Raw genomic sequence first — 18,293 nt, forward strand, 5'->3', positions numbered from 1 at the left:
CTCGTGACCGCGCAGCAGACACCGCCGTACCCCTCCCACTGGGAGGCGGATGTGCTGCTGCGCGACGGGCGGACGGCCCACATCCGGCCGATCAGGTCGGCCGACAAGGACCTGCTGGTCGACTTCTACGACCACCGGGTCAGCGACGAGTCGAAGTACTACCGCTTCTTCTCGCCGATGCCGCACCTCTCGGCCCGGGACGTGGCGCGCTTCACCGAGGTCGACCACAAGGACCGGGTCGCGTTCATCCTCACGCTCCGTGGCCGGATGATCGCGGTCGGGCGCTACGACGTGGTCGCGCCCGGTGAGGCCGAGGTCGCCTTCCTCGTCGAGGACGACTACCAGGGCCGCGGGATCGCGCAGATCCTGCTCGAGCACCTCGCCCAGGCCGGGCGTGAGCGCGGGGTCACCAAGTTCACCGCCGACGTACTGCCCGACAACGCCCGGATGATCCAGACCTTCCGCGACGCCGGCTACAAGGTGGCCAGCGTCTACGAGGACGGGGTCATCTCGCTGCAGTTCTCGATCGACGTCACCGACACCGCGGTCGGTCGCCTCGCACTGCGCGAGCACGAGGCCGAGGCAGCCTCGATCCACCGCTTCTTCAACCCGCGGTCGGTCGCGGTCATCGGCGCCAGCCGGCGGCAGGAGACCGTCGGTCAGGCGCTCGTACGCAACCTGGTGATCGGCGACTTCACCGGCCGCGTCTACATGGTCAACCCCAGCTCCAGCGCGGTCAGCGGCATGCCGGCCTACAAGAGCGTCCAGGACATCCCCGACGACGTCGACGTGGCGATCGTCGCGGTGCCCGCCGACGCCGTGCAGGACGTCGTGCTCGACTGCGCTGCCAAGGGCGTCCACGGTCTCGTGGTGATCTCCAGCGGCTTCGCCGAGACCGGCGAGGAGGGCCGCCAGCGGCAGCGCCGCCTGGTCAACCTGTCCCGCTCCTACGGGCTGCGGCTGATCGGGCCCAACGCGCTCGGCGTCATCAACACCGACCCGCAGGTCAGGATCAACGCCAGCCTCGCCCCGACGATGCCGCCGCGCGGACGTGCGGGCTTCTTCTGCCAGTCGGGTGCGCTCGGCTCGGCGATCCTGGAGAAGGTCAACAACCGTGGCCTGGGCCTGTCGACCTTCGTCAGCGCCGGAAACCGTGCCGACGTCTCCGGCAACGACCTGCTCCAGTACTGGGAGGAGGACGCCTCGACCGAGGTCGTGATGATGTACCTCGAGTCGATCGGTAACCCGCGCAAGTTCTCCCGCATCGCCCGCCGCGTCTCGCAGCGCAAGCCGATCGTCGCGGTCCGGTCGGGCCGCACCACTCAGGGTGTGCCGATGGGTCACGCGGTCCGCAAGATCAGCGCCCCACCGGCGGCGGTCGACGCGATGTTCCGCCAGGCCGGGATCATCCAGGTCGACACCCTCGACGAGATGTTCGACGTCGCCCAGCTGCTGGCTCACCAACCCCTTCCGCGAGGCAGGCGCGTGGCCATCGTCGGCAACTCCGACGCCCTGGGCCTGCTGGCCGCCGACGCCGCCGTCTCGGTCGGGCTGCAGGTCAACAAGCAGGTCCCGCTGCCCACCGAGCCGTCCGCCGAGGACTTTGAGGACGCGCTCGACGCGGCCATCGACGACCCCGAGGTCGACGCGGTGATCTCGGTCTACATCCCACCGCTCAACGTCTCCGGCGAGGAGATCGCCAACGTCCTCGCCGCCGTGGGGGAGCAGTCCGACAAACCGCTCGTCACCAGCTTCCTCGGTGCCGAAGGTGTCCCCGAGCTGCTCCGCGTCCCCGACGTCGCCGGGTCGACCGCCGGCCGTGGCTCGGTGCCGTCCTACTCCTCGGTGGAGTCGGCCGTGCGAGCCCTCGCCAAGGTCGTGGAGTACGCCGTGTGGCTGCGCACCGCGGACGGCGAGACCCCGTGGCTGAGCGCCGACGAGTGCGACCCGCGCACCGCGCGCAAGATCGTCACCGACGTGCTCGCCGCGCGTCCCTCGGGTGGCGAGCTGAGTCGCGAGGACCTGACGATGGTGCTGGCGGCCTACGGGATCAAGCTGTGGAACACCCACAAGGTCACCACCCTCGAGGAGGCGATCGCCGCGGCCGAGGACCTCGGCTGGGACGTCGTGCTCAAGGCGACCGTCGAGAGCGTCCGGGAGCGGCCCGACCAGGCCCACGTCGTCCGCAACATCGACGACGTCGACGAGATGACCGAGGCCTGGGAGCTGATCACCAGCCGGATCCCGCCCGAGACCGGTGGGTTCGCCGTGCAGCGCACCGCGCCGCCTGGCGTCCCGGTCGCGATCCGGTCGATGGAGGACCCGCTCTTCGGACCGGTGGTCTCCTTCGGCATCGCCGGCCCGATCACCGAGCTGCTGGCCGACCGCGCCTATCGGATCCCGCCGCTGTCGAAGCGCGACGCGGCCTCGATGGTGCGGGAGATCAAGGCCGCTCCGATGCTCTTCGGCTATCGCGGCGGCGACATGGTCGACGTCGACGAGATCGAGCGGCTCGTCCTCAAGGTCGCCCAGCTGCAGAACGACCTGCCCCAGATCTCCTCCCTCGACCTGTCCCTGGTCTTGGTCGGCCTGGAGTACTCCGCTGTCCTGACCGCCACCGCCCGGGTCGATCTGGTCGCCGATCCCCGCTCCGACTGGTTCGTACGCCGCCTCAACCCGGCGGTGGGCGACACCCTTCCTGGCTAGGCGGCACATGGTCGACATGCGGCCTGCTGCGCGCCGCGATCCGCGCGCGTCGGCTGCGTTGCCGCCGCTCGCCATACAACCCCGGTATGCCCTCGCGACGACGCCTTGCCGACGCACGCGCCTCGCGACGCTCGCGACGTCCGCCTATCGACCATGTGCCGCCTCGTGGAAGGATGGGTGGCATGAGCACCCGCACCGAGGATCTCGACCGCGCCGACGACCTGCGCGCCGAGATCGACCGCACCGGCTACTACCCCGAGGTGGTGGCCGACTGTGTCGCCTCCGCCGTGGCGGGGGAGAAGGTGTCGTCCTTCTTCCTGCACCACGAGCCGACCTTCGACCGTGACGAGGTGCGCCGCCACCTCTCCGTGCTCGTGCTGACCCCGACCAGGCTGATCCTGGCCCACACCGACGAGCACGCCGGCGACGACCTGCTGCCCGAGCCCTACACCTCGACCTCGACCGAGGCCGTACGCATCGACGCGGTCAACTCCGTCGTGGTGACCCGGATGATCACCAACCCCACCAAGGGCTCGAGCAAGCCCGCCGAGGTCGTCATGACCATCGGCTGGGGCGGCGTCAACCGCGTCGACCTGGAGCCGGCGGGCTGTTCCGACCCCAACTGCGACGCCGACCACGGCTACACCGGTGTCCTGACGCCCGACGACTTCTCGCTGCGCGTCTCGGCTGCCGCCGACGGTCACCACTCGGTCGACCGGCTGCTCTCCTTCGCAGAATCGCTCTCGGCTCGCACCCACCGCGGGTGAGGACCAGGTGACGGGGTTCGTCGCTCCTGCCTACGGGGAGCGCTCACTGGGTGATGTCCTGCCGGCGGTCGCTGCCGCCCTGGGCATCCCGCTGGCCGCGGAGGCGCGTTCCGGTCTCGAGCTGCCCCCGGCCGGGGCGTACGTCGTCTTCCTGGTCGACGGGATGGGCACCAACCTGCTGCGGCGTTATGCGCATGCGGCGCCGTTCCTGTCCTCGCTGAGCGAGGTCCAGGAGGCCGGCACGGCGGGCGTCCCCTCGACGACGGCGACGAGCCTGACCTCGTTCGGCACGGGGCTGACCCCGGGCGGCCACGGTCTGGTCGGCTACACCTCCCGGATCCCCGGCACCGAGCACCTGCTCAACGCACTGCAGTGGCCCAAGGACGTCGACCCCGTCGAGTGGCAGCCCAACCAGACCGTCTTCCAGCGGCTGGGGGAGGCAGGCGTTCCGGTCACGGTGATCAACAAGCGGGTCTTCGGCGGCTCGGGCCTGACCATTGCCGCCCACCGGGGCGCGGAGTTCGTCGGCGCCGACCGGGTCGGTGAGCGGATCGCGTCGGCGGTCGCGCTCTCTCGGGTGCCGGGTTCGCTGACCTACCTCTACGACGGCGACCTGGACTGGACCGGCCACAAATACGGTGTCGCCTCCTCGCCCTGGCTGCAGCAGCTCTCCATGATCGACGCCGAGGCCGAGCAGCTGCGCGACGCGCTGGACCCGTCCGTACGTCTGCTGGTGATCGCCGACCACGGCATGGTCGACTCGCCGGCGGCCTCCCGCACCGACATCGACGACTTCCCCGAGCTGCGCGACGGGGTCGCCCTGGTCGGTGGCGAGGCCCGCTTCCGTCATCTCTACTGCTCGCGCGGCGCGGTCGAGGACGTGGTCGCGACCTGGTCGGAGAAGCTGGGTGACAAGGCCGAGGTGATGACGCGGGAGACCGCCATCCGGCGCGGCTGGTTCGGACCGGTCACGCCGTCGGTGCTGCCGCGGCTCGGCGACGTCATCGTCGCCTCCCACGGCCAGCACGCGGTGGTCTCGACGAGCCTGTTCCAGTACGAGACGACCCTGGTCGGGCTGCACGGGTCGCTGACGCCCGACGAGATGCTCATCCCGCTGCTGGTCTCCTAGGGGAATGAACCTCGTCACTAATGGTTACACCGTGTGTATCCATTAGTGACGACTCGCCGTCTCCGGCGGGAAGGAGTGGGCCATGGGTGAGCACCGAATCGAGGGCCGGCGATGACCGGGCACTACGCGCAGGTTGCGTTCACGCCGCTCGTGACCGAGCACCAGGAGATCCACGGAAGCGCCGCCGCGTACGCACGGATGGCCGAGATGGGCGGTGAGTCGGACCGGATCGGCAGGGGCGAGGCCGCGTTCATCTCGTCGCGGGACAGCTTCTTCCTGGCGACCGTCAGCGAGACCGGCTGGCCCTACATGCAGCACCGCGGCGGACCGCAGGGGTTCCTGAAGGTGATCGACGAGACCACCCTGGGGTTCGCCGATCTCCGGGGCAACCGCCAGTACATCACCCGCGGGAACCTCGACCACGACGAGCGGGTCTCGCTGTTCCTGATCGACTACCAGCTGCAGGCCAGGATGAAGATCTTCGGCCGCGCGCGGGTCGTCGAGCCCGAGGATGATCCCGAGCTGGTCGAGTCGCTGGCTCCGGCCGGGGGCACGGCGCGCGTCGAGCGCGCGATCCTGATCGACGTCGAGGCCTACGACTGGAACTGCAAGCAGCACATCCCGCAGCTGGTGCCCTTGGCGGCCGCCCGGCACACTGTCGCCGAGCTGACCGAACGCATCAGCGAGCTCGAGGCTCAGCTGGCTGTTGCGCGGGGTGAACTAACGACCGAGGCCTAGACTGACCATTAGGACCGCGAACAAGGATCGATGGCAGAGGAGACGACGGCTGTGGAGCAGCAGGTGCCCGTGCTGTATCCGACCCAGCCCCGGGCCGTACGCCTCATGAACACGATCTGGGCCGACCGGACGGGTGTGCACGACTCGCTGGAGACCGTGGCACACCTCGAGGCGTGGGCCGAGCAGGCGGGACTGGGAAGGCATGAGGAGCTGAACGGGCACGATCTCGGCCGGGCCCGGGCCCTGCGCGACGCCCTGCGTCGGCTGGCCGCCGACGTGACCGCCGACGGCCGGCCGCACAGCGTCGCGGAGGCGCTCAGCCCGGAGATGGCGCTCGCGGTGGTCAACGAGTTCGTGTCCCACTGTGCTCCGGCCTTGCGCCCCGGGCCGGAGGGCGGCTTCGAGCGCGAGTGGCTCACCGACGGCTCGGGGCTGCAGCGGGCGCTGAACCTGGTGGCGCTGGAGGGGTCCGAGGTGGTGGCTCAGCAGGCGCCCCACGAGCTGAGGGCATGCGGCGGCCCCGGATGCGTCCTCTACTTCGTCCGCGACCATCCGCGGCGGGAGTGGTGCTCGGCAGGCTGCGGCAACCGGGCCCGGGTCGCGCGCCACTACCGGCGGAGCATGTCCAGCCACGAGGGCCCTGCCACGGGCGGGGCCGTGGACCACTAGGCTTCCGCAAGTGGCTGAGCTGACCTTCTGGACCGGGACGATGGACGCGGGGAAGTCGACCCTCGCGCTGCAGACCAACCACAACCACGCGGCACGCGGCAGGGTGGGGCTCATCTTCACCGTCCACGACCGCTCCGGGGAGGCGGTGGTCACCTCGCGGCTGGGCCTGACCCACGACGCGATCGAGGTCACCGACGACTTCGACTTCTGGCGCCACGCCGTCGACGCGCTGACCCACGGGGCCCGGATCGACTACCTCATCTGCGACGAGGCCCAGTTCTACTCGCCCGAGCAGATCGAGGCGCTGGCCAAGATCGTCGACGAGCTGCAGATCGACGTGTTCTGCTTCGGCATCCTCACCGACTTCCGCACCCGGCTCTTCCCGGGCGCCGCCCGCCTCGTCGAGCTCGCCGACCGTACGGAGGTGCTGCAGGTCGAAGCGCTGTGCTGGTGCGGAAAGCGGGCAACCCACAACGCCCGGGTCGAGGACGGCGTCATGGTCACCGAGGGCGACCAGGTCGTCGTCGGCGACATCGACGGTGACTCGGAGACAGCCCCCAGCGCGGTCTCCTACGAGGTCCTCTGCCGCCAGCACCACCGCCGCCGCCTGACCGCGGCCCGGGCCCAGTCGGTCTCGCTGGTGCCCGAGCCACTGCCGTTCGGCTGACCCCGCCGGTCAGCGGTTGAGCCTCGGCATGGGCACGTCGGCGTACCGCGTCCCGACCGGGGCGCTCGTGGTATCGAGCTGGACTCCGGGGCGGCCGTTCTCCACGACGTACGTCGCGCGGGTGGAGATCGGGGCGCCCGGGCGCTGGACGTACGGCACCACCCGGAAGTCGCTGGAGAGCTCGTCAGGGGTGACCTTGACGCGTACGTAGCCGCGCTGGCTGTTGAAGAACTTCAGGTGGTCGTTGGCCCGCAGCAGGCTCTCGCCGCCGGTGGTCATGTCGGCGCCGTCGCCGCCGCTGGCGATGGAGGTGCCGACGAACTCGCTGCCGACGACGGCGGACTCGGGGTCGTCGTAGTCGGCCAGCAGGTTGCTGGCGTAGTTGTGGTGCCGGTCGCCGGTGATGACGACGAGATTCTCGATGCCGCTGGTGCGGGCGCCCTCGAGGAGCCGGTTGCGGTTGGCGACGTAGCCGTCCCAGGGGTCCATGTAGAGCGTCTTGGCCTCGGTCTCGTCGAGATCGGTCTCGGCCATCGGCGCCTGGTTGGCGAGCACCTGCCAGCGGGCCCGGGATTGCCGCCAGCTGCGCTGGAGCCACTTCTCCTGCTCGAACCCCATCATCGAGCGTGACGGGTCGTAGATGTCTGGTGTCAGCTCGGGGCTCGCGGGGTCGGACCCGTCGCCGTAAGCCTGGTCGTCGCGGTGCTGCCGGGTGTCGATCACATTGAAGTCAACCAGGTCGCCATAGCGCAGGCTCCGGTAGATCTGCATGTCCGGGCCGTCGGGAATCGCGCTGGCGCGGAACGGCAGATGCTCGTAGTAGGCCTGGAAGGCAGCCGTACGCCGCGGCATCCACAGCTCGCCCTTCGACTGGCTGCGCTCCTCGGGGGTCTCGTCGGCCCAGTTGTTCTCGACCTCGTGATCGTCGGGGGCGACCACGAACGCGTGGGCCTGGTGGGCGGCCATCAGGTCCGGGTCGGACTTGTAGAGGCCGTACTGCAGGCGGTAGCGCGCCAGGTCGAGCGTCTCTCCGGCGACGGCAGGGGTGACCGGGGTGCCGCGCCAGTTGTTCTCGGGGGTGACGCCGGACTCGTACAGGTAGTCGCCCAGGTGGAAGACGACGTCGACGTCCTCGTCGGCCAGGTGCCGGTAGGCGGTGTAGAAGCCGTGGCTGTAGAGCGCGCACGAGGCGAACGCGAAGCTCATCTGCGAGACCGAGGAGCCGTACGCGGGAGCGGTCCGGGTGTGGCCCGTCTGGCTGACCTCACCGGCAGCCAGGAAGCGGTACCAGTAGTCGCGGCCGGGGCGCAGGCCCCAGACCTCGGGATGGACCGAGTGCCCCAGGCTCGGGGTGGCGGTGACGGTGCCGGACTTCACGACCTTGCGGAAGAGCGGATCCTCCGCGACCTGCCAACGGACCTTGACCGGCACCTGCGGCATGCCGCCGAGGCCGTCGGCGGCGAGCGGTTCGGGGGCGAGGCGGGTCCAGAGGACGACGGAGTTGGGGAGTGGGTCGCCGGAGGCGACGCCCAAGGTGAACGGGTAACCGGAGAGCGATGTGACGCCCGTGACCGATACCGCGTCGGCGGGGATCGAGCCGGTGCCGAGGAGCATGGCTGCGGATGCGGCGAATCCGGTCGAGGCGGTGCTGGTGAGAAGAGAGCGTCGGCTCAGCGAGTCGGGCAGGAGCATCGGGGGCCTCCGAGAAAGGGTGGAAGTGCTTGCCTCCACTCACTTCATCGGCGACGCGTGAACTCCACCCGACCCCTGACCGACCATGGCAGGTCGGTCCACCGACGCATCACGGACCGGCCGATGGCCGGTCCGTGAACGTGGTCAGACGATTCGGAGTGCTCGCCCTAGTCCTGCTTGCCGCCGCCGAACATGATCTCGTCCCAGCTCGGCACCGAGGCGCGCTTGCGGCGGGAGGACGACTTCTTGGCGGGCTTCTGCGGAGCCTCGTCGGCCGGGTCCGCCTCGGCGGCTGCGGGCTCGACCTGCTCGGCGACCGGCTCCGCCGCTGGCTCCTCGACCGGCTCGGGCTCGGCCGGGACCGGAGCCTGCTTCTCGGTCGGGGTGTCGGCGCCGAGGAAGGCCTCCAGCGGGGTGTCGACATCGACCGGAACCGACTTCGTGGCCTTGGCGGCCGGCGCGGGCTGGGGCGCCGGAGGAGGAGTGGCCGGCGCCGCCGGAGCCTGCGGGGCCGAGCCCTGTGCACGGCGACGGCGGGCGGCGAGCATGTCGTCGGTGACCGGCTCCGGCTCGGGCGCCGGGGCCTCGAGCTTCTCGCCGGTCAGCCAGCGGGCGTCGTCGTTCTCGAGCTCGACGTAGTTGCCGGGGACGTCGTAGGTCAGCTCGGCGATGCCCGAGCGCTCGGCGGTCTCGTATTCACCGGTGAGCTTCCAGCGCCCGTCGGGACGCCGGTAGGAGTCCCAGTTGACCGACTCCGGGTCGGCGTACATCGTCTGGAAGTGGGCACTGACCGCCTCCCCCAGGGTGCGGGCGGTGCTGGCGGCCTCACCGGGGCGACGGCGTACGGAAGCCTGCTGGGCACGCTGCGCCATGTGCTCGCGCTCGGCGAGGACGGGGCCGGCGAAGGCCAAGATCTTCTCGACCGTGGTGCCGGCGACAGCGGCGACCTCCTCGGCACTCTCGCCCGCACGGATGCGGGTCTGGATGTCACGGGGCCGCAGGCTGCTGCTCGGGGTCTTGTTCACGGTTTGCTCCGATCGGCGGGTCGACACAGCCTCGAGTGCTGCACGGAGACGGTCGTCGATGTCGGCGGTGTATTCACGGTCCTCGTCATCGACGAGAAGCATGCGTAGACCATCGTCACTGACCGAGATGAGCCGCAGAAGGACGGGTCCAGCCTCATCCGGAGCCTGCTCTTCGAGCTGGCCCGGAGTCAGGGGCAATCCTTCGGCTGACATCCTCTTCTCAATTCTAGATACGGTTGTGACGACCCTACGCCACGGAGCTTCATCGTATGGGGTGGCCATGCGGCGTGGCCGTGGCATTTGGGGTTTTTGGGACGTGCGAGGCGACCATTTGGCGGTGGAACAGTCGCTGACCCTTCTCGTGCTCGACCTGGTCGGGTGCTTCGTCTTCGCGCTCTCGGGCGGCCTGATGGCGGTCCGCAAGGAGCTCGACATCTTCGGCGTGATCGTCCTGGCCTGCGTCACGGGGCTGGGTGGCGGCTTCCTGCGGGACATGGCCATCGGCGCGACTCCGGTCGCGGCGCTCTCCGACTGGCGCTACCTCGTGGTTCCCATGGCGGCCGGTCTGCTGACCTTCTTCTTCCACCCCGCGCTCGGCCGGCTGGAGCCGATGGTCAACGTCTTCGACGCCCTCGGGCTGGGTCTGTTCGTCATCGCCGGTGCGGTCAAGGCGCTCGACTTCGGGCTCTCCCCGCTCGCGGCCGCGGTCATGGGACTGGCCACCGGCGTCGGTGGCGGCGCGCTTCGCGACGTCCTGACCGGTCGGGTCCCCATCATCCTGCGCCGCAGCGTCTTCTACGCGATCCCTGCTTTCGCCGGCGCCTCGGTGGCGGCCTTCGGGCTGTTCGCCCACGTGCCGAACTCGCTGGCCATGGCGGCCGCGTTCATCGTCTGCTCGGGATGGCGGCTGCTGGCGATGTGGCGCCACTGGGAGGCACCGCTTCCGCGGGGTTCCGCGTCGGTCTGACCCTGCTGGTCGGACCCTCAGTGGTCGGACCCTCAGTGGTCGGAGCAGCAGGGGATCTGATGGCGCATCTCGAAGGGCACCAGGCCTCCGGCGGCCCGCTGGACCAGGAGTACGCAGCGGCCCTCGCGCCACACGGGCCGGGCGAACCCGGTGAGGTCGAGAGCGTCGTCCGGTGCGAGCGTGATTCCGGCCAGCCCCTCGACCGCGTCGACGACGCTGTCGGTCGCGACCGCGGCCACGGTGGTCACCGTCTCGATCCTGGTCCGACCCGGGTAGCGGGCGAGCCGCCCGGCGGTGCGGGCGGTGGCCTCGGCGATCGCGGGGGAGTCGAGCGTGACGTACGCGTCGGGGAGGCGGTCGGCCAGGAGCGCGGTCAGCTCCTCGACCGCCGGGCCGCCGGGCCAGTCCAGGACGGCGACGAGGCGGGCGGTCGGCTCCTGCACGACGTGGGTGCTGATGACGTACGCGTCCTCGGGCCCGTCCGCGCCGAGCACCTCGTCCAGGCGGTGGACGAGGTGCTCGGCTGCGGCGAGGTCCCGGGCGTCGGCGTCGACGGCCAGGGTGCTCATCGGGCGGTGCTCATCGAGTGGGGACGACCCAGACCGGGTTGGTGTAGAACCACAGGTCGACCCACGGGTCGGCGTCGCCGACGACGTCGATCGCGGGACCGGCCGGGTCGACGCTCGCACCGAGGTAGCCGGGCTGGGACCGGTTGGCATCGGTGCCGCGGACGCGTACGTAGAACGCCTCCTCGACGCGGCCGAGGTCGTAGCGCAGCTGGAACGTGCCGGTGCGGCCCGAGGTGTCGGTCTGCTCGATCACCTTGGTGTCGGGCGCCTTCCAGGTGTCGCGGTCGGTGACGTACGTCGGGTCGACCGCGCCCCGGATCACGTCGACCCGGTTGAGCGACGGGATGAACTGCGACCAGTTCGGGACGTCCTGGGCGGCGATGGTGACGACCAGCGAGATCCGGCTGCCCCTCTTCGCCTTCAGGGTGCCGCCGAGGCTCTCCGAGCCGCCGTCGGAGGAGACGACGCGGACGTCGACCGACTTCACCAGCGCGCCGTGGTCGACCCAGACGCGGCCGATGCGCAGGCCCTTCATGACGGCGCCATAGCTGCGCTCGGTGGTGCCCACGTGGGTGCGGCTGTAGTAGCCCGGCCAGAAGTCGCCGGCGGTGGTGTTGAGGGAGCCCGCGTAGACCGGGTCGCCGTAGCGGCCGTTGGCGTTGAAGGAGGCCGAGTCGGAGCCGTCCGGGCGGCGCGAGGTCGTGCCCCAGTTGACGTGCGAGTCGGAGTTGGCGCTGATCGACCACGGCTTGCCCTCGGCCAGCAGCGAGTCCCACAGGCCGCCGACGGTCGAGGTGAACCAGTCGAAGCCGCCCCAGGAGCGGTAGGACTCGGCGGGGTAGCCGGGGAACGAGTTCGGGCCCGGGCCGTTGCCGTAGTAGCCGCGGGCGCTGCCGGGGCCGTAGCCGGCGGGCAGGCCGGCCGCCTGGTGACCGGGTGCGCCCTCCCAACCGACCGCGATCCGCGGGTCGGCGTCGCGCCAGGCGCGCACCTCGTGCGGGCTGTCGATGCCGTTGCGGGCCGGGTGGTTGGCCAGGAAGAGGGCATCCGCGACGCGACGCTTGTCGACCTGCTTGCCGAGCCACTGGATACCGGCGACGGCGAGCGCCTCGTTCTGCGGGGTGTTGCCGCTGGCGCCCTTGACCGACCCGTCGTAGTCGTTCTCGAACTGCTTGAGCACCGCGACCTCGTGGGCGCCCGGGGCGACGAAGACGGTGCCGTGCTCGGCGGCCGGGATGTTCCACTCCAGACCCTGGAAGATCAAGGTGTCCTTGAGGACCTTGCGCGCAGCGACGATGTCGGGGTTGACCAGGTCGACGCCGAGCTTGGCGTGGGTCGCGCCGCCGTGGTCGGTGATGACCAGCCAGTCCAGGCCGTACGCCGCGCCGTGCTGCGCTTGGTCGATGACCCGGTACATCGCGTCCGAGCTGTGCTGGGTGTGGATGTGGTGGTCGCCGGCGAGCCAGTGCCGGATCGTGGCCCGGTTGCCGCCCTTCGTCGTGGCGACAGTTGCGGCCTCCGCCATCGCCGGGGTCACGCCGGTCATACCGGCCATCCCGGCGGTCACCGCGCCGGCGATGCCGGCCGCGCGGAGCAGGTTGCGCCGGGTGACCTCGGCGGGGCGCAGGTCGCTGTCGGACGCGTCCGAGGAGGCGGCGAGGGTGATCTCGTCGACCTCGTGGGAGTGGGTGTGGCCGGCGTGCGAGTGGTCGTGGCCGTGGCTGTGCGAATGGGGGTGCTCGTGTGACACGTTGGATCCTCCGCGTGAGATGTGGCGTCTCCGCGTGCCCGAGCAGCGGCGCGGATCGAGCCAAGCGGCACCGGATGTCCGGGGTACGTCCGCTGGTTGCCTCCCCGGTGAACATTGCCGAGGCGTCACCCGCGTCGACCGAGGCGTCACGCGCGCTTGCAGGTAAGGCTAGCCTTACTCACGTGATGACGACCGGCCGCCGCGATGACGACGAGACCCTCGCCGACCTCCTCGGAGGCGCGCGCGGCGCGCTCGACGCCACCATCCCGCCGCTCGCGTTCGCGGTCGGGTGGCTGGTCAGCCGGGAGCTGTGGGTGGCGACGGTCGTGTCGCTGGTGGTCGCCGGGATCGTTGCGGTCTGGCAGTGGCGCAAGGGCCGCAAGCCGCGCGCCGTGCTGCTGGGGGTGGCCGGGGTCGCGGTCGCGGCGATGATCGCACTGCGTACGGGACGGGCGGAGGACTTCTTCGTGGTCCAGCTCGCGGCCAACGCGGCCAGCGCCCTGGTGTGGTTGGTCAGCATCGTGTTCCGCCGGCCGCTGCTGGGTGTGGTCGTCGGCCTGGTGCTGCGCCAGCGCGGAGCCTGGCGGCGCGACCCGGCGCTGCTGCGCGGCTACTCGCGCGCGAGCTGGGTCTGGGTTTGTCAGTACGTCGTCCGCGTCGCCGTCTTCGCGCCGCTGTGGTGGTCCGGCGACGTGTTCGCCCTGGCTGTCGCCCGGGTCGCGCTCAGCTGGCCCCTGGTCGCGCTGTGCCTGCTGGTGAGCTGGATCGTCCTGCAGCGCTCGCTCCCACGCGAGCACCCCGGGCTGCGCCACCCGCAGGTGGCCGCGGACGTGCTCAGCTGAGGGAGCTGCGGAGCAGGTCGTAGAGCCGTCGCGTGGCACGCTGCCGGTCGTCGGCGCGGATCACCAGCGCCAGCCCGGCCCGCACCTCCGCATCGACGATCGTGGTCGCGACCAGCTCGGTGCCTCGTGCCATCGACTCGGCCAGCACGCACACGCCCAGGCCGCGGGCGGTGAGCCCGAGCAGGGTCTCCGGATTGGACCCCGACAGATCGACCCGCGCCTCGATCCCGATCCGCGCGCACGACTGCTCGAAGGCCGTACGGATCCCGGTGCCCGGGGGGATGCACAGCACCGTCTCGTCGTGGAGGTCGCCGAGACGTGGCTCCGCGCCGGCGAGGCGGTGGCCGGCCGGCGTGATCACGGCGAGCCGTTCGTCGCTCACCGAAGCCGTCGCCAAGTCGTCGATGACCGGGCCGGCATGGGAGATCAGGGCCAGGTCGAGCTCGCCGGCCGACGTACGCTGCTGGAGCCTGTCGGAGGTGTCCTCCACGAGCTCGACGCTGACTCCGGGATGCTCGCGGTGGAAGGCGGCGACGGCGTCGAGGAAACCGGGGATCGTGCAGCCGGCGATCATCCCGAGGCGTACATGTCCATGGATCAGGTCGCTCAGCTCGTCGGCGCTCTGCCGCACGCCCTCGATCGCGCGGATCGCGTCGCGGGCGCGGGGGAGGAGCGTCTCGCCGGCATGGGTGAGCCGTACGTTGCGTGGACCCCGGACGAGCAGGTCGTGGCCGAGCTCGCGCTCGAGCTTCGCGAGCTGGGCGCTGATGCCCGACTGGCTGACGTGGAGCCGCTGCGCCGCGGCCGTGAACGAGCCGTGGTCGACCACGGCGACGAAGTAGCGGAGCTGTCCGATCTCCATAACCATTGATGCTAGCAATCAGCAGAACTATCTGTTTGAGTGTTCGCTGGATCCCGGTCAGGCTGGCTGGTGAAAGGCCAACCGACCCGAGGAGATCCCGATGACCGCATCCGCCGCCGAGCTCGCTGAGGCGTACTTCACCGCCTGGCAGGAGCACGACTTCACCCGCCTGCGCTCGCTGCTGGCCGACGACGTGAGCTTCGCCGGCCCACTAGCCACCATCAAGGGCGCTGAGGGGTGCATCGCCGGGCTCGAGGGCATGTCCCAGGTGCTCGACAAGATCGAGGTGAAGGAGTTGCTCTCCGACGGATCGAGCGTGATCACCTGGTTCGATCTGCACACCACGGTTGCCGAGCCCGCCCCCACCGCCAACTGGATGCGGGTCGAGGACGGGCTGATCACCGAGATCCGAGTCGCCTTCGACCCGCGCGCGATCCTGGCGGCGCGGGGCTAGGCGACCTGATGGCCGCGCGGCCGTGTCCGGGCGGTCTCGCGGATGACCTCGGCCACCAGGTCGGGGTCATCGTTCATCGGCACGTGGCCACAGCCCGCCAGCCACCGGTGGCTCGCATGCGGAAGACGCCGAGCAGCCACCTTCGCCTGGTAGGGGAGGAGCGTCAGGTCACGCGTCGCCCAGGCGATCGTGGTCGGCACGTCGGTCTGTGTCGCCCCGGGATAGCGGTAGGCGCTGCTGAAGAACGTCTTGATGCCCTCGCGTGAGGCGACCATGTTGGCCGCGTCGCCGGCCGCGACGTCCGGGTCGATCCGCTCCGGGTGGGCGTAGAAGCAGCCCATCGTCACCGTTCGGGCCACCCGCGACCGCAGCACCGTCGGTGCCACCGGCGCCAGCGGTCGTGCGACCGCCTGGATCCCGGCGAACAGACCCCGCACGTAGAGATAGTCGGCCCGGTTCATCCAGAAGCCGGCGGGGGAGAGCGCCGTCACCGACCGCGCGTGCCCGGAGTCCGCCATCTCCAGCGCGAGCAGTCCGCCGAGGCTGTTGCCGGCCACGTGTGGCCGCTCGATCCCGAGGCTGACCCGGAGCGCGTTGAGCTCGTCCGTCACCGCCGCCCGCACCGTACGTCCCGCCAGATCGAACGCGGGCGACTCGCCGTGACCCGGCAGATCGACCGTGATCACCTCGAACTCGCCCGCCAGCCGCTCCACCACCCCCGCCCACGCCTGCCTGCGGTGGGCGATGCCATGGATCAGGAGCAGCGGCTCCCCGCTGCCGGTCCGTTCGTAGGCGAGCATCCTCGCTCCTCCAGGTTGCCTCGTGGTGTCGAGCCGATGACGAGGAGCCTAGGGCCAGTCGGGTCCCCGAATGTGGACCCGACTGACGGATGCGCTAATGTTTCACCCGCAACGCGTGATTGGCGCAGTGGTAGCGCACTTCGTTCACACCGAAGGGGTCACTGGTTCGAACCCAGTATCACGCACCAGCGGAACCGGCCTCTGATCAGGTAGTTGACCTGGTCAGAGGCCGGTTCTTTTGGGCTATTTCGGGTGTGGGCTCGAGGTGGCCGGTCAGGTCGGTGACGCGGAGGAGAAGCTGTGACGGTGGTGCGCAATCACCCGCGACGGCACGCGGCGGGGTTCTTGCGCAGCTTCACGTTGCCCTTCACGATCCTGCGGTCCACCCAGCTGTTGCGATCCACCGAGAAGTTGCCGGCGTAGGAGTTCCTGAGCACACGCAGGGACCGCAGGTGGTTGTCGACGACGCGGAGGTTGTTGCACGCCTTGTTGTCCCGGACCATCAAGGTCCCCCGGTTGTCGCGTACCACGAGATTGTTGGCGATCGACATCTCGCAGATCGCCACGTTGCGGGAGTTACGGACCATGAGATTGCGTCCGGCGACCGGGTCCACGCGGCACCCGGCAGCCCCGATGGTGACGCGTTCGACGACGTTGCGGACGTGGATGTTCCGCCCGACGTTCGTGTCGGTGATGCTGACCACCCTCGGTGCACCGGTGGTGCGGACGTTGCCGGTGATCCTGGAGCGGGTGATCACGCAGCGGGCGTCGTCCGGGATGACCACGTGGCGGAACGTCCGGTGGTGGTAGCTGCCGTCGCAGACGAGGTCGGGCGGCGACGCCTGGGCGCTGAGGGCCGGCCCCAACACGGGTGCGAGTGCGCCGATGAGAAGGATGACGCCGAGCTGTTTCATGTGACCCTCCGAGTGCGGGCGATGTGTGTGTCATCATGACGCGCCGACGGGACCATGTGTTGCACATGCTCGGTTGATGCTGACCGCACGGCACCGTCTCCCGTGGGAACTCGTCCCCCGGGGGTGAGGACTTCTCGTCCCGCACACCGCACGGTGATCTCGTCAGGTGCTTCATTCCTCGTGCCGCCCCGCCACCGACGGACAGCACACCACAGCATGCCGGGGGATCCGGATGGACAACCTGTTGAAGGTCGTGCCGCTGGCGGTGGTGATGATCGCCGGTCCGCAGATCATCACCGCCATCATGCTCGCGACGAGCGAGAAGGCGCTGCGGAACTCCTACGCCTACGTCGGGGGCGCGATCGTGGCGTCCACCGCCGCGACGACCGCGTTCTACTATCTGGCGCGGGCACTGAACCTGGAGGGGGCCGACGGAGAGTCCGGTTCCGTCGCAGTCGACTGGTTCCTCGTGGCTCTGCTGCTGGTGGCGGCCGTGCGGGTGTTTCTCAAGCGGCACGTCAGCGAGCCTCCGAAATACATGCGGAAGCTGCAGACGGCGTCGCCCAGGGCCTCGTTCCGGATAGGTCTTCTGCTGTTCCTGTTCATGCCCACGAACATGATCGTCACCTTCACCGTCGGCACGCTCCTGGCTTCTCAGGGGGAACCGCTGTGGCGGTCGATCGGCTTCTTGTTCGTCACCGGGCTGCTGATCAGCGCACCGCTGCTGGTGCTTCTGTTGATGGGCACGCGAGCCGAGACGGTGCTGCCGGCCCTCAGAAGCTGGATGAACGCGAACGCCTGGGTCGTCAGCGAGATCGTCATCGCGCTGTTCCTGATCATGCAGATCCGGTCGATCCTGAGTGCTTGATCAAGCTCGAACCGCATCGGTCCGAGTCATCCGGCTGGGGTGATGCCCCGGCCTCGGCGCGCGTGCAAACGTGATCGACCATGTCCACAAGCCCCCAGCCACCGGGACTGCTAACCGCCGAGCAGCTCGGTGAGCTGCTCGAGCTGACCAAGCTGGCCGACAGCGTCGAGCTCAAGATGACCGTGCCGAACGCCGAGCGACCTCGGGCGGTCGAAGCCCTGGGCCTGGACCCGCTGGACGCCCAGCTCCGGCAGGTGTACTTCTTCGACACCGCCGACCTGGCACTCAACCGGCGCGGGGTCGTCGTCCGCGCGCGTCGGATCCGGGGACGGAACGACGACTCCGTCGTGAAACTACGGCCCGTCAACCCGACGGATGTCTCGAGAGCGCACAAGTCCAAGAGCCTGACCGTGGAGGTCGATGCGATGCCCGGAGGCTTCGTCTGCTCCGCCTCGATGAAGGCGTCCATCGGCCGGACCGACGTCAAGGAGGTCGCCGCGGGCACGCGCGCGACCCACAAGCTCTACACGAAGGAGCAGCAGAGCTTCTTCCGCACCAACGCCCCCTCGGACCTCGAGCTCGACGATCTGGTGCGCCTTGGCCCGATCACCGTCCTGAAGCAGAAGCTGCGGCCAGAGGAGTACGCCGGTCGGTTGGTCGCCGAGCTGTGGCTCTACCCGGATGGCTCGCGCATCCTCGAGCTCTCCTCCAGATGCGCGCCCGGGAGCGCTTTCCAGGTCGCGGCGGAGCTCAAGGCGTTCCTGGTCAGGCGCGGACTCGAGATCTCGGGCGACCAGCAGACCAAGACCACCACAGCGCTCGAGTACTTCGCAGGCGAGTTCACCGGCTAGCCGCATCGGCGAGTTCATGGTCC

At 69.9% G+C, this 18,293-nt stretch carries 18 protein-coding genes and 1 tRNA gene; 12 read left to right on the forward strand and 7 right to left on the reverse strand.

The annotated features are described in order from the left end of the window. Nucleotides 1-3 precede the first annotated feature (3 nt). The 6 genes from WBG06_RS20335 to WBG06_RS20360 all read left to right on the forward strand — a co-directional run bounded on the left by WBG06_RS20335 (nucleotide 4) and on the right by WBG06_RS20360 (nucleotide 6,676). Nucleotides 4-2,706, forward strand: coding sequence for a bifunctional acetate--CoA ligase family protein/GNAT family N-acetyltransferase (locus WBG06_RS20335; protein ID WP_336738781.1), 2,703 nt, complete (start codon nucleotides 4-6; stop codon nucleotides 2,704-2,706). A 182-nt stretch (nucleotides 2,707-2,888) separates the two neighbouring features. Beyond that, nucleotides 2,889-3,473, forward strand: a complete 585-nt coding sequence (locus tag WBG06_RS20340; protein WP_336738782.1) for a DUF5998 family protein — start codon at nucleotides 2,889-2,891, stop codon at nucleotides 3,471-3,473. A gap of 7 nt (nucleotides 3,474-3,480) precedes the next feature. Beyond that, nucleotides 3,481-4,602: an alkaline phosphatase family protein gene (locus WBG06_RS20345; protein WP_336738783.1), complete on the forward strand. Its 1,122-nt coding sequence runs from the start codon at nucleotides 3,481-3,483 to the stop codon at nucleotides 4,600-4,602. 111 nt (nucleotides 4,603-4,713) lie between these two features. After that, the gene (locus tag WBG06_RS20350; protein ID WP_336738784.1) at nucleotides 4,714-5,340 is read left to right on the forward strand and encodes a pyridoxamine 5'-phosphate oxidase family protein; all 627 of its coding nucleotides are present in this window, start codon (nucleotides 4,714-4,716) and stop codon (nucleotides 5,338-5,340) included. A 30-nt stretch (nucleotides 5,341-5,370) separates the two neighbouring features. Next, the gene (locus tag WBG06_RS20355; protein ID WP_336738785.1) at nucleotides 5,371-6,009 is read left to right on the forward strand and encodes a CGNR zinc finger domain-containing protein; all 639 of its coding nucleotides are present in this window, start codon (nucleotides 5,371-5,373) and stop codon (nucleotides 6,007-6,009) included. 10 nt (nucleotides 6,010-6,019) lie between these two features. Continuing rightward, complete coding sequence (locus tag WBG06_RS20360) at nucleotides 6,020-6,676, forward strand: thymidine kinase (protein ID WP_336738786.1); 657 nt, start codon at nucleotides 6,020-6,022, stop codon at nucleotides 6,674-6,676. Nucleotides 6,677-6,685: 9 nt separating this feature from the next. On the opposite strand, the gene WBG06_RS20365 is transcribed toward WBG06_RS20360, so the two are convergent. Next, nucleotides 6,686-8,368, reverse strand: coding sequence for an alkaline phosphatase D family protein (locus tag WBG06_RS20365; protein ID WP_336738787.1), 1,683 nt, complete (start codon nucleotides 8,366-8,368; stop codon nucleotides 6,686-6,688). Nucleotides 8,369-8,535: 167 nt separating this feature from the next. Continuing rightward, entirely contained in the window at nucleotides 8,536-9,828 is a 1,293-nt protein-coding gene (sepH, locus tag WBG06_RS20370) for a septation protein SepH (RefSeq protein WP_336738788.1), read from the reverse strand. Between sepH and WBG06_RS20375 the strand changes: the two genes are divergently transcribed. After that, nucleotides 9,731-10,360, forward strand: a complete 630-nt coding sequence (locus WBG06_RS20375; protein ID WP_336738789.1) for a trimeric intracellular cation channel family protein — start codon at nucleotides 9,731-9,733, stop codon at nucleotides 10,358-10,360. The genes sepH and WBG06_RS20375 overlap by 98 nt on opposite strands. 32 nt (nucleotides 10,361-10,392) lie before the next feature. On the opposite strand, the gene WBG06_RS20380 is transcribed toward WBG06_RS20375, so the two are convergent. Further along, on the reverse strand, nucleotides 10,393-10,929 hold the full coding sequence (locus WBG06_RS20380) for a hypothetical protein (RefSeq protein ID WP_336738790.1): 537 nt from the start codon (nucleotides 10,927-10,929) through the stop codon (nucleotides 10,393-10,395). 10 nt (nucleotides 10,930-10,939) lie between these two features. Continuing rightward, a complete protein-coding gene (locus WBG06_RS20385; RefSeq protein WP_336738791.1) occupies nucleotides 10,940-12,679 on the reverse strand; it encodes a histidinol-phosphatase in 1,740 nt (579 codons plus the stop codon). A gap of 185 nt (nucleotides 12,680-12,864) precedes the next feature. Between WBG06_RS20385 and WBG06_RS20390 the strand changes: the two genes are divergently transcribed. Beyond that, complete coding sequence (locus WBG06_RS20390) at nucleotides 12,865-13,521, forward strand: DUF3159 domain-containing protein (RefSeq protein WP_336738869.1); 657 nt, start codon at nucleotides 12,865-12,867, stop codon at nucleotides 13,519-13,521. On the opposite strand, the gene WBG06_RS20395 is transcribed toward WBG06_RS20390, so the two are convergent. Beyond that, nucleotides 13,514-14,383, reverse strand: a complete 870-nt coding sequence (locus WBG06_RS20395) for a LysR family transcriptional regulator (RefSeq protein WP_336738792.1) — start codon at nucleotides 14,381-14,383, stop codon at nucleotides 13,514-13,516. The two genes, WBG06_RS20390 and WBG06_RS20395, sit on opposite strands and share 8 nt — an antisense overlap. 100 nt (nucleotides 14,384-14,483) lie before the next feature. Here WBG06_RS20395 and WBG06_RS20400 point away from each other — a divergent pair, with 100 nt between their 5' ends. Continuing rightward, nucleotides 14,484-14,837: a nuclear transport factor 2 family protein gene (locus tag WBG06_RS20400; protein WP_336738793.1), complete on the forward strand. Its 354-nt coding sequence runs from the start codon at nucleotides 14,484-14,486 to the stop codon at nucleotides 14,835-14,837. On the opposite strand, the gene WBG06_RS20405 is transcribed toward WBG06_RS20400, so the two are convergent. After that, nucleotides 14,834-15,637, reverse strand: coding sequence for an alpha/beta fold hydrolase (locus tag WBG06_RS20405; protein WP_336738794.1), 804 nt, complete (start codon nucleotides 15,635-15,637; stop codon nucleotides 14,834-14,836). The genes WBG06_RS20400 and WBG06_RS20405 overlap by 4 nt on opposite strands. Before the next feature lie 113 nt (nucleotides 15,638-15,750). On the opposite strand from WBG06_RS20405, the gene WBG06_RS20410 reads away from it, so the two are divergent. After that, nucleotides 15,751-15,825: transfer RNA gene (locus WBG06_RS20410), tRNA-Val, on the forward strand. Between the two features lie 129 nt (nucleotides 15,826-15,954). Here the strand turns inward: WBG06_RS20410 and WBG06_RS20415 are convergent. Continuing rightward, nucleotides 15,955-16,551, reverse strand: a complete 597-nt coding sequence (locus WBG06_RS20415) for a hypothetical protein (protein ID WP_336738795.1) — start codon at nucleotides 16,549-16,551, stop codon at nucleotides 15,955-15,957. 232 nt (nucleotides 16,552-16,783) lie between these two features. Here WBG06_RS20415 and WBG06_RS20420 point away from each other — a divergent pair, with 232 nt between their 5' ends. Together WBG06_RS20420 and WBG06_RS20425 are read left to right on the forward strand one after the other, a co-directional pair. Continuing rightward, entirely contained in the window at nucleotides 16,784-17,419 is a 636-nt protein-coding gene (locus WBG06_RS20420; RefSeq protein WP_336738796.1) for a GAP family protein, read from the forward strand. A gap of 80 nt (nucleotides 17,420-17,499) precedes the next feature. Beyond that, the gene (locus WBG06_RS20425; RefSeq protein ID WP_336738797.1) at nucleotides 17,500-18,270 is read left to right on the forward strand and encodes a hypothetical protein; all 771 of its coding nucleotides are present in this window, start codon (nucleotides 17,500-17,502) and stop codon (nucleotides 18,268-18,270) included. The last annotated feature ends 23 nt before the right edge of the window (nucleotides 18,271-18,293 follow it).

Origin of the sequence: Nocardioides sp. CCNWLW239, from assembly GCF_037137035.1 — a bacterium.
Lineage (GTDB): Bacteria > Actinomycetota > Actinomycetes > Propionibacteriales > Nocardioidaceae > Nocardioides.

Excerpts from the sequence above, each read along its gene's own strand:
- WBG06_RS20420 (WP_336738796.1), top strand. The coding sequence starts at position 16,784 with ATGGACAACCTGTTGAAGGTCGTGCCGCTGGCGGTGGTGATGATCGCC.
- WBG06_RS20350 (WP_336738784.1), top strand. The coding sequence starts at position 4,714 with ATGACCGGGCACTACGCGCAGGTTGCGTTCACGCCGCTCGTGACCGAG.
- WBG06_RS20355 (WP_336738785.1), top strand. The coding sequence starts at position 5,371 with ATGGCAGAGGAGACGACGGCTGTGGAGCAGCAGGTGCCCGTGCTGTAT.
- WBG06_RS20425 (WP_336738797.1), top strand. The coding sequence starts at position 17,500 with ATGTCCACAAGCCCCCAGCCACCGGGACTGCTAACCGCCGAGCAGCTC.
- WBG06_RS20405 (WP_336738794.1), bottom strand. The coding sequence starts at position 15,637 with ATGCTCGCCTACGAACGGACCGGCAGCGGGGAGCCGCTGCTCCTGATC.
- WBG06_RS20415 (WP_336738795.1), bottom strand. The coding sequence starts at position 16,551 with ATGAAACAGCTCGGCGTCATCCTTCTCATCGGCGCACTCGCACCCGTG.
- WBG06_RS20400 (WP_336738793.1), top strand. The coding sequence starts at position 14,484 with ATGACCGCATCCGCCGCCGAGCTCGCTGAGGCGTACTTCACCGCCTGG.
- WBG06_RS20340 (WP_336738782.1), top strand. The coding sequence starts at position 2,889 with ATGAGCACCCGCACCGAGGATCTCGACCGCGCCGACGACCTGCGCGCC.
- WBG06_RS20395 (WP_336738792.1), bottom strand. The coding sequence starts at position 14,383 with ATGGAGATCGGACAGCTCCGCTACTTCGTCGCCGTGGTCGACCACGGC.
- WBG06_RS20365 (WP_336738787.1), bottom strand. The coding sequence starts at position 8,368 with ATGCTCCTGCCCGACTCGCTGAGCCGACGCTCTCTTCTCACCAGCACC.
- WBG06_RS20390 (WP_336738869.1), top strand. The coding sequence starts at position 12,865 with ATGACGACCGGCCGCCGCGATGACGACGAGACCCTCGCCGACCTCCTC.
- sepH (WP_336738788.1), bottom strand. The coding sequence starts at position 9,828 with ATGTCGAGCTCCTTGCGGACCGCCATCAGGCCGCCCGAGAGCGCGAAG.
- WBG06_RS20380 (WP_336738790.1), bottom strand. The coding sequence starts at position 10,929 with ATGAGCACCCTGGCCGTCGACGCCGACGCCCGGGACCTCGCCGCAGCC.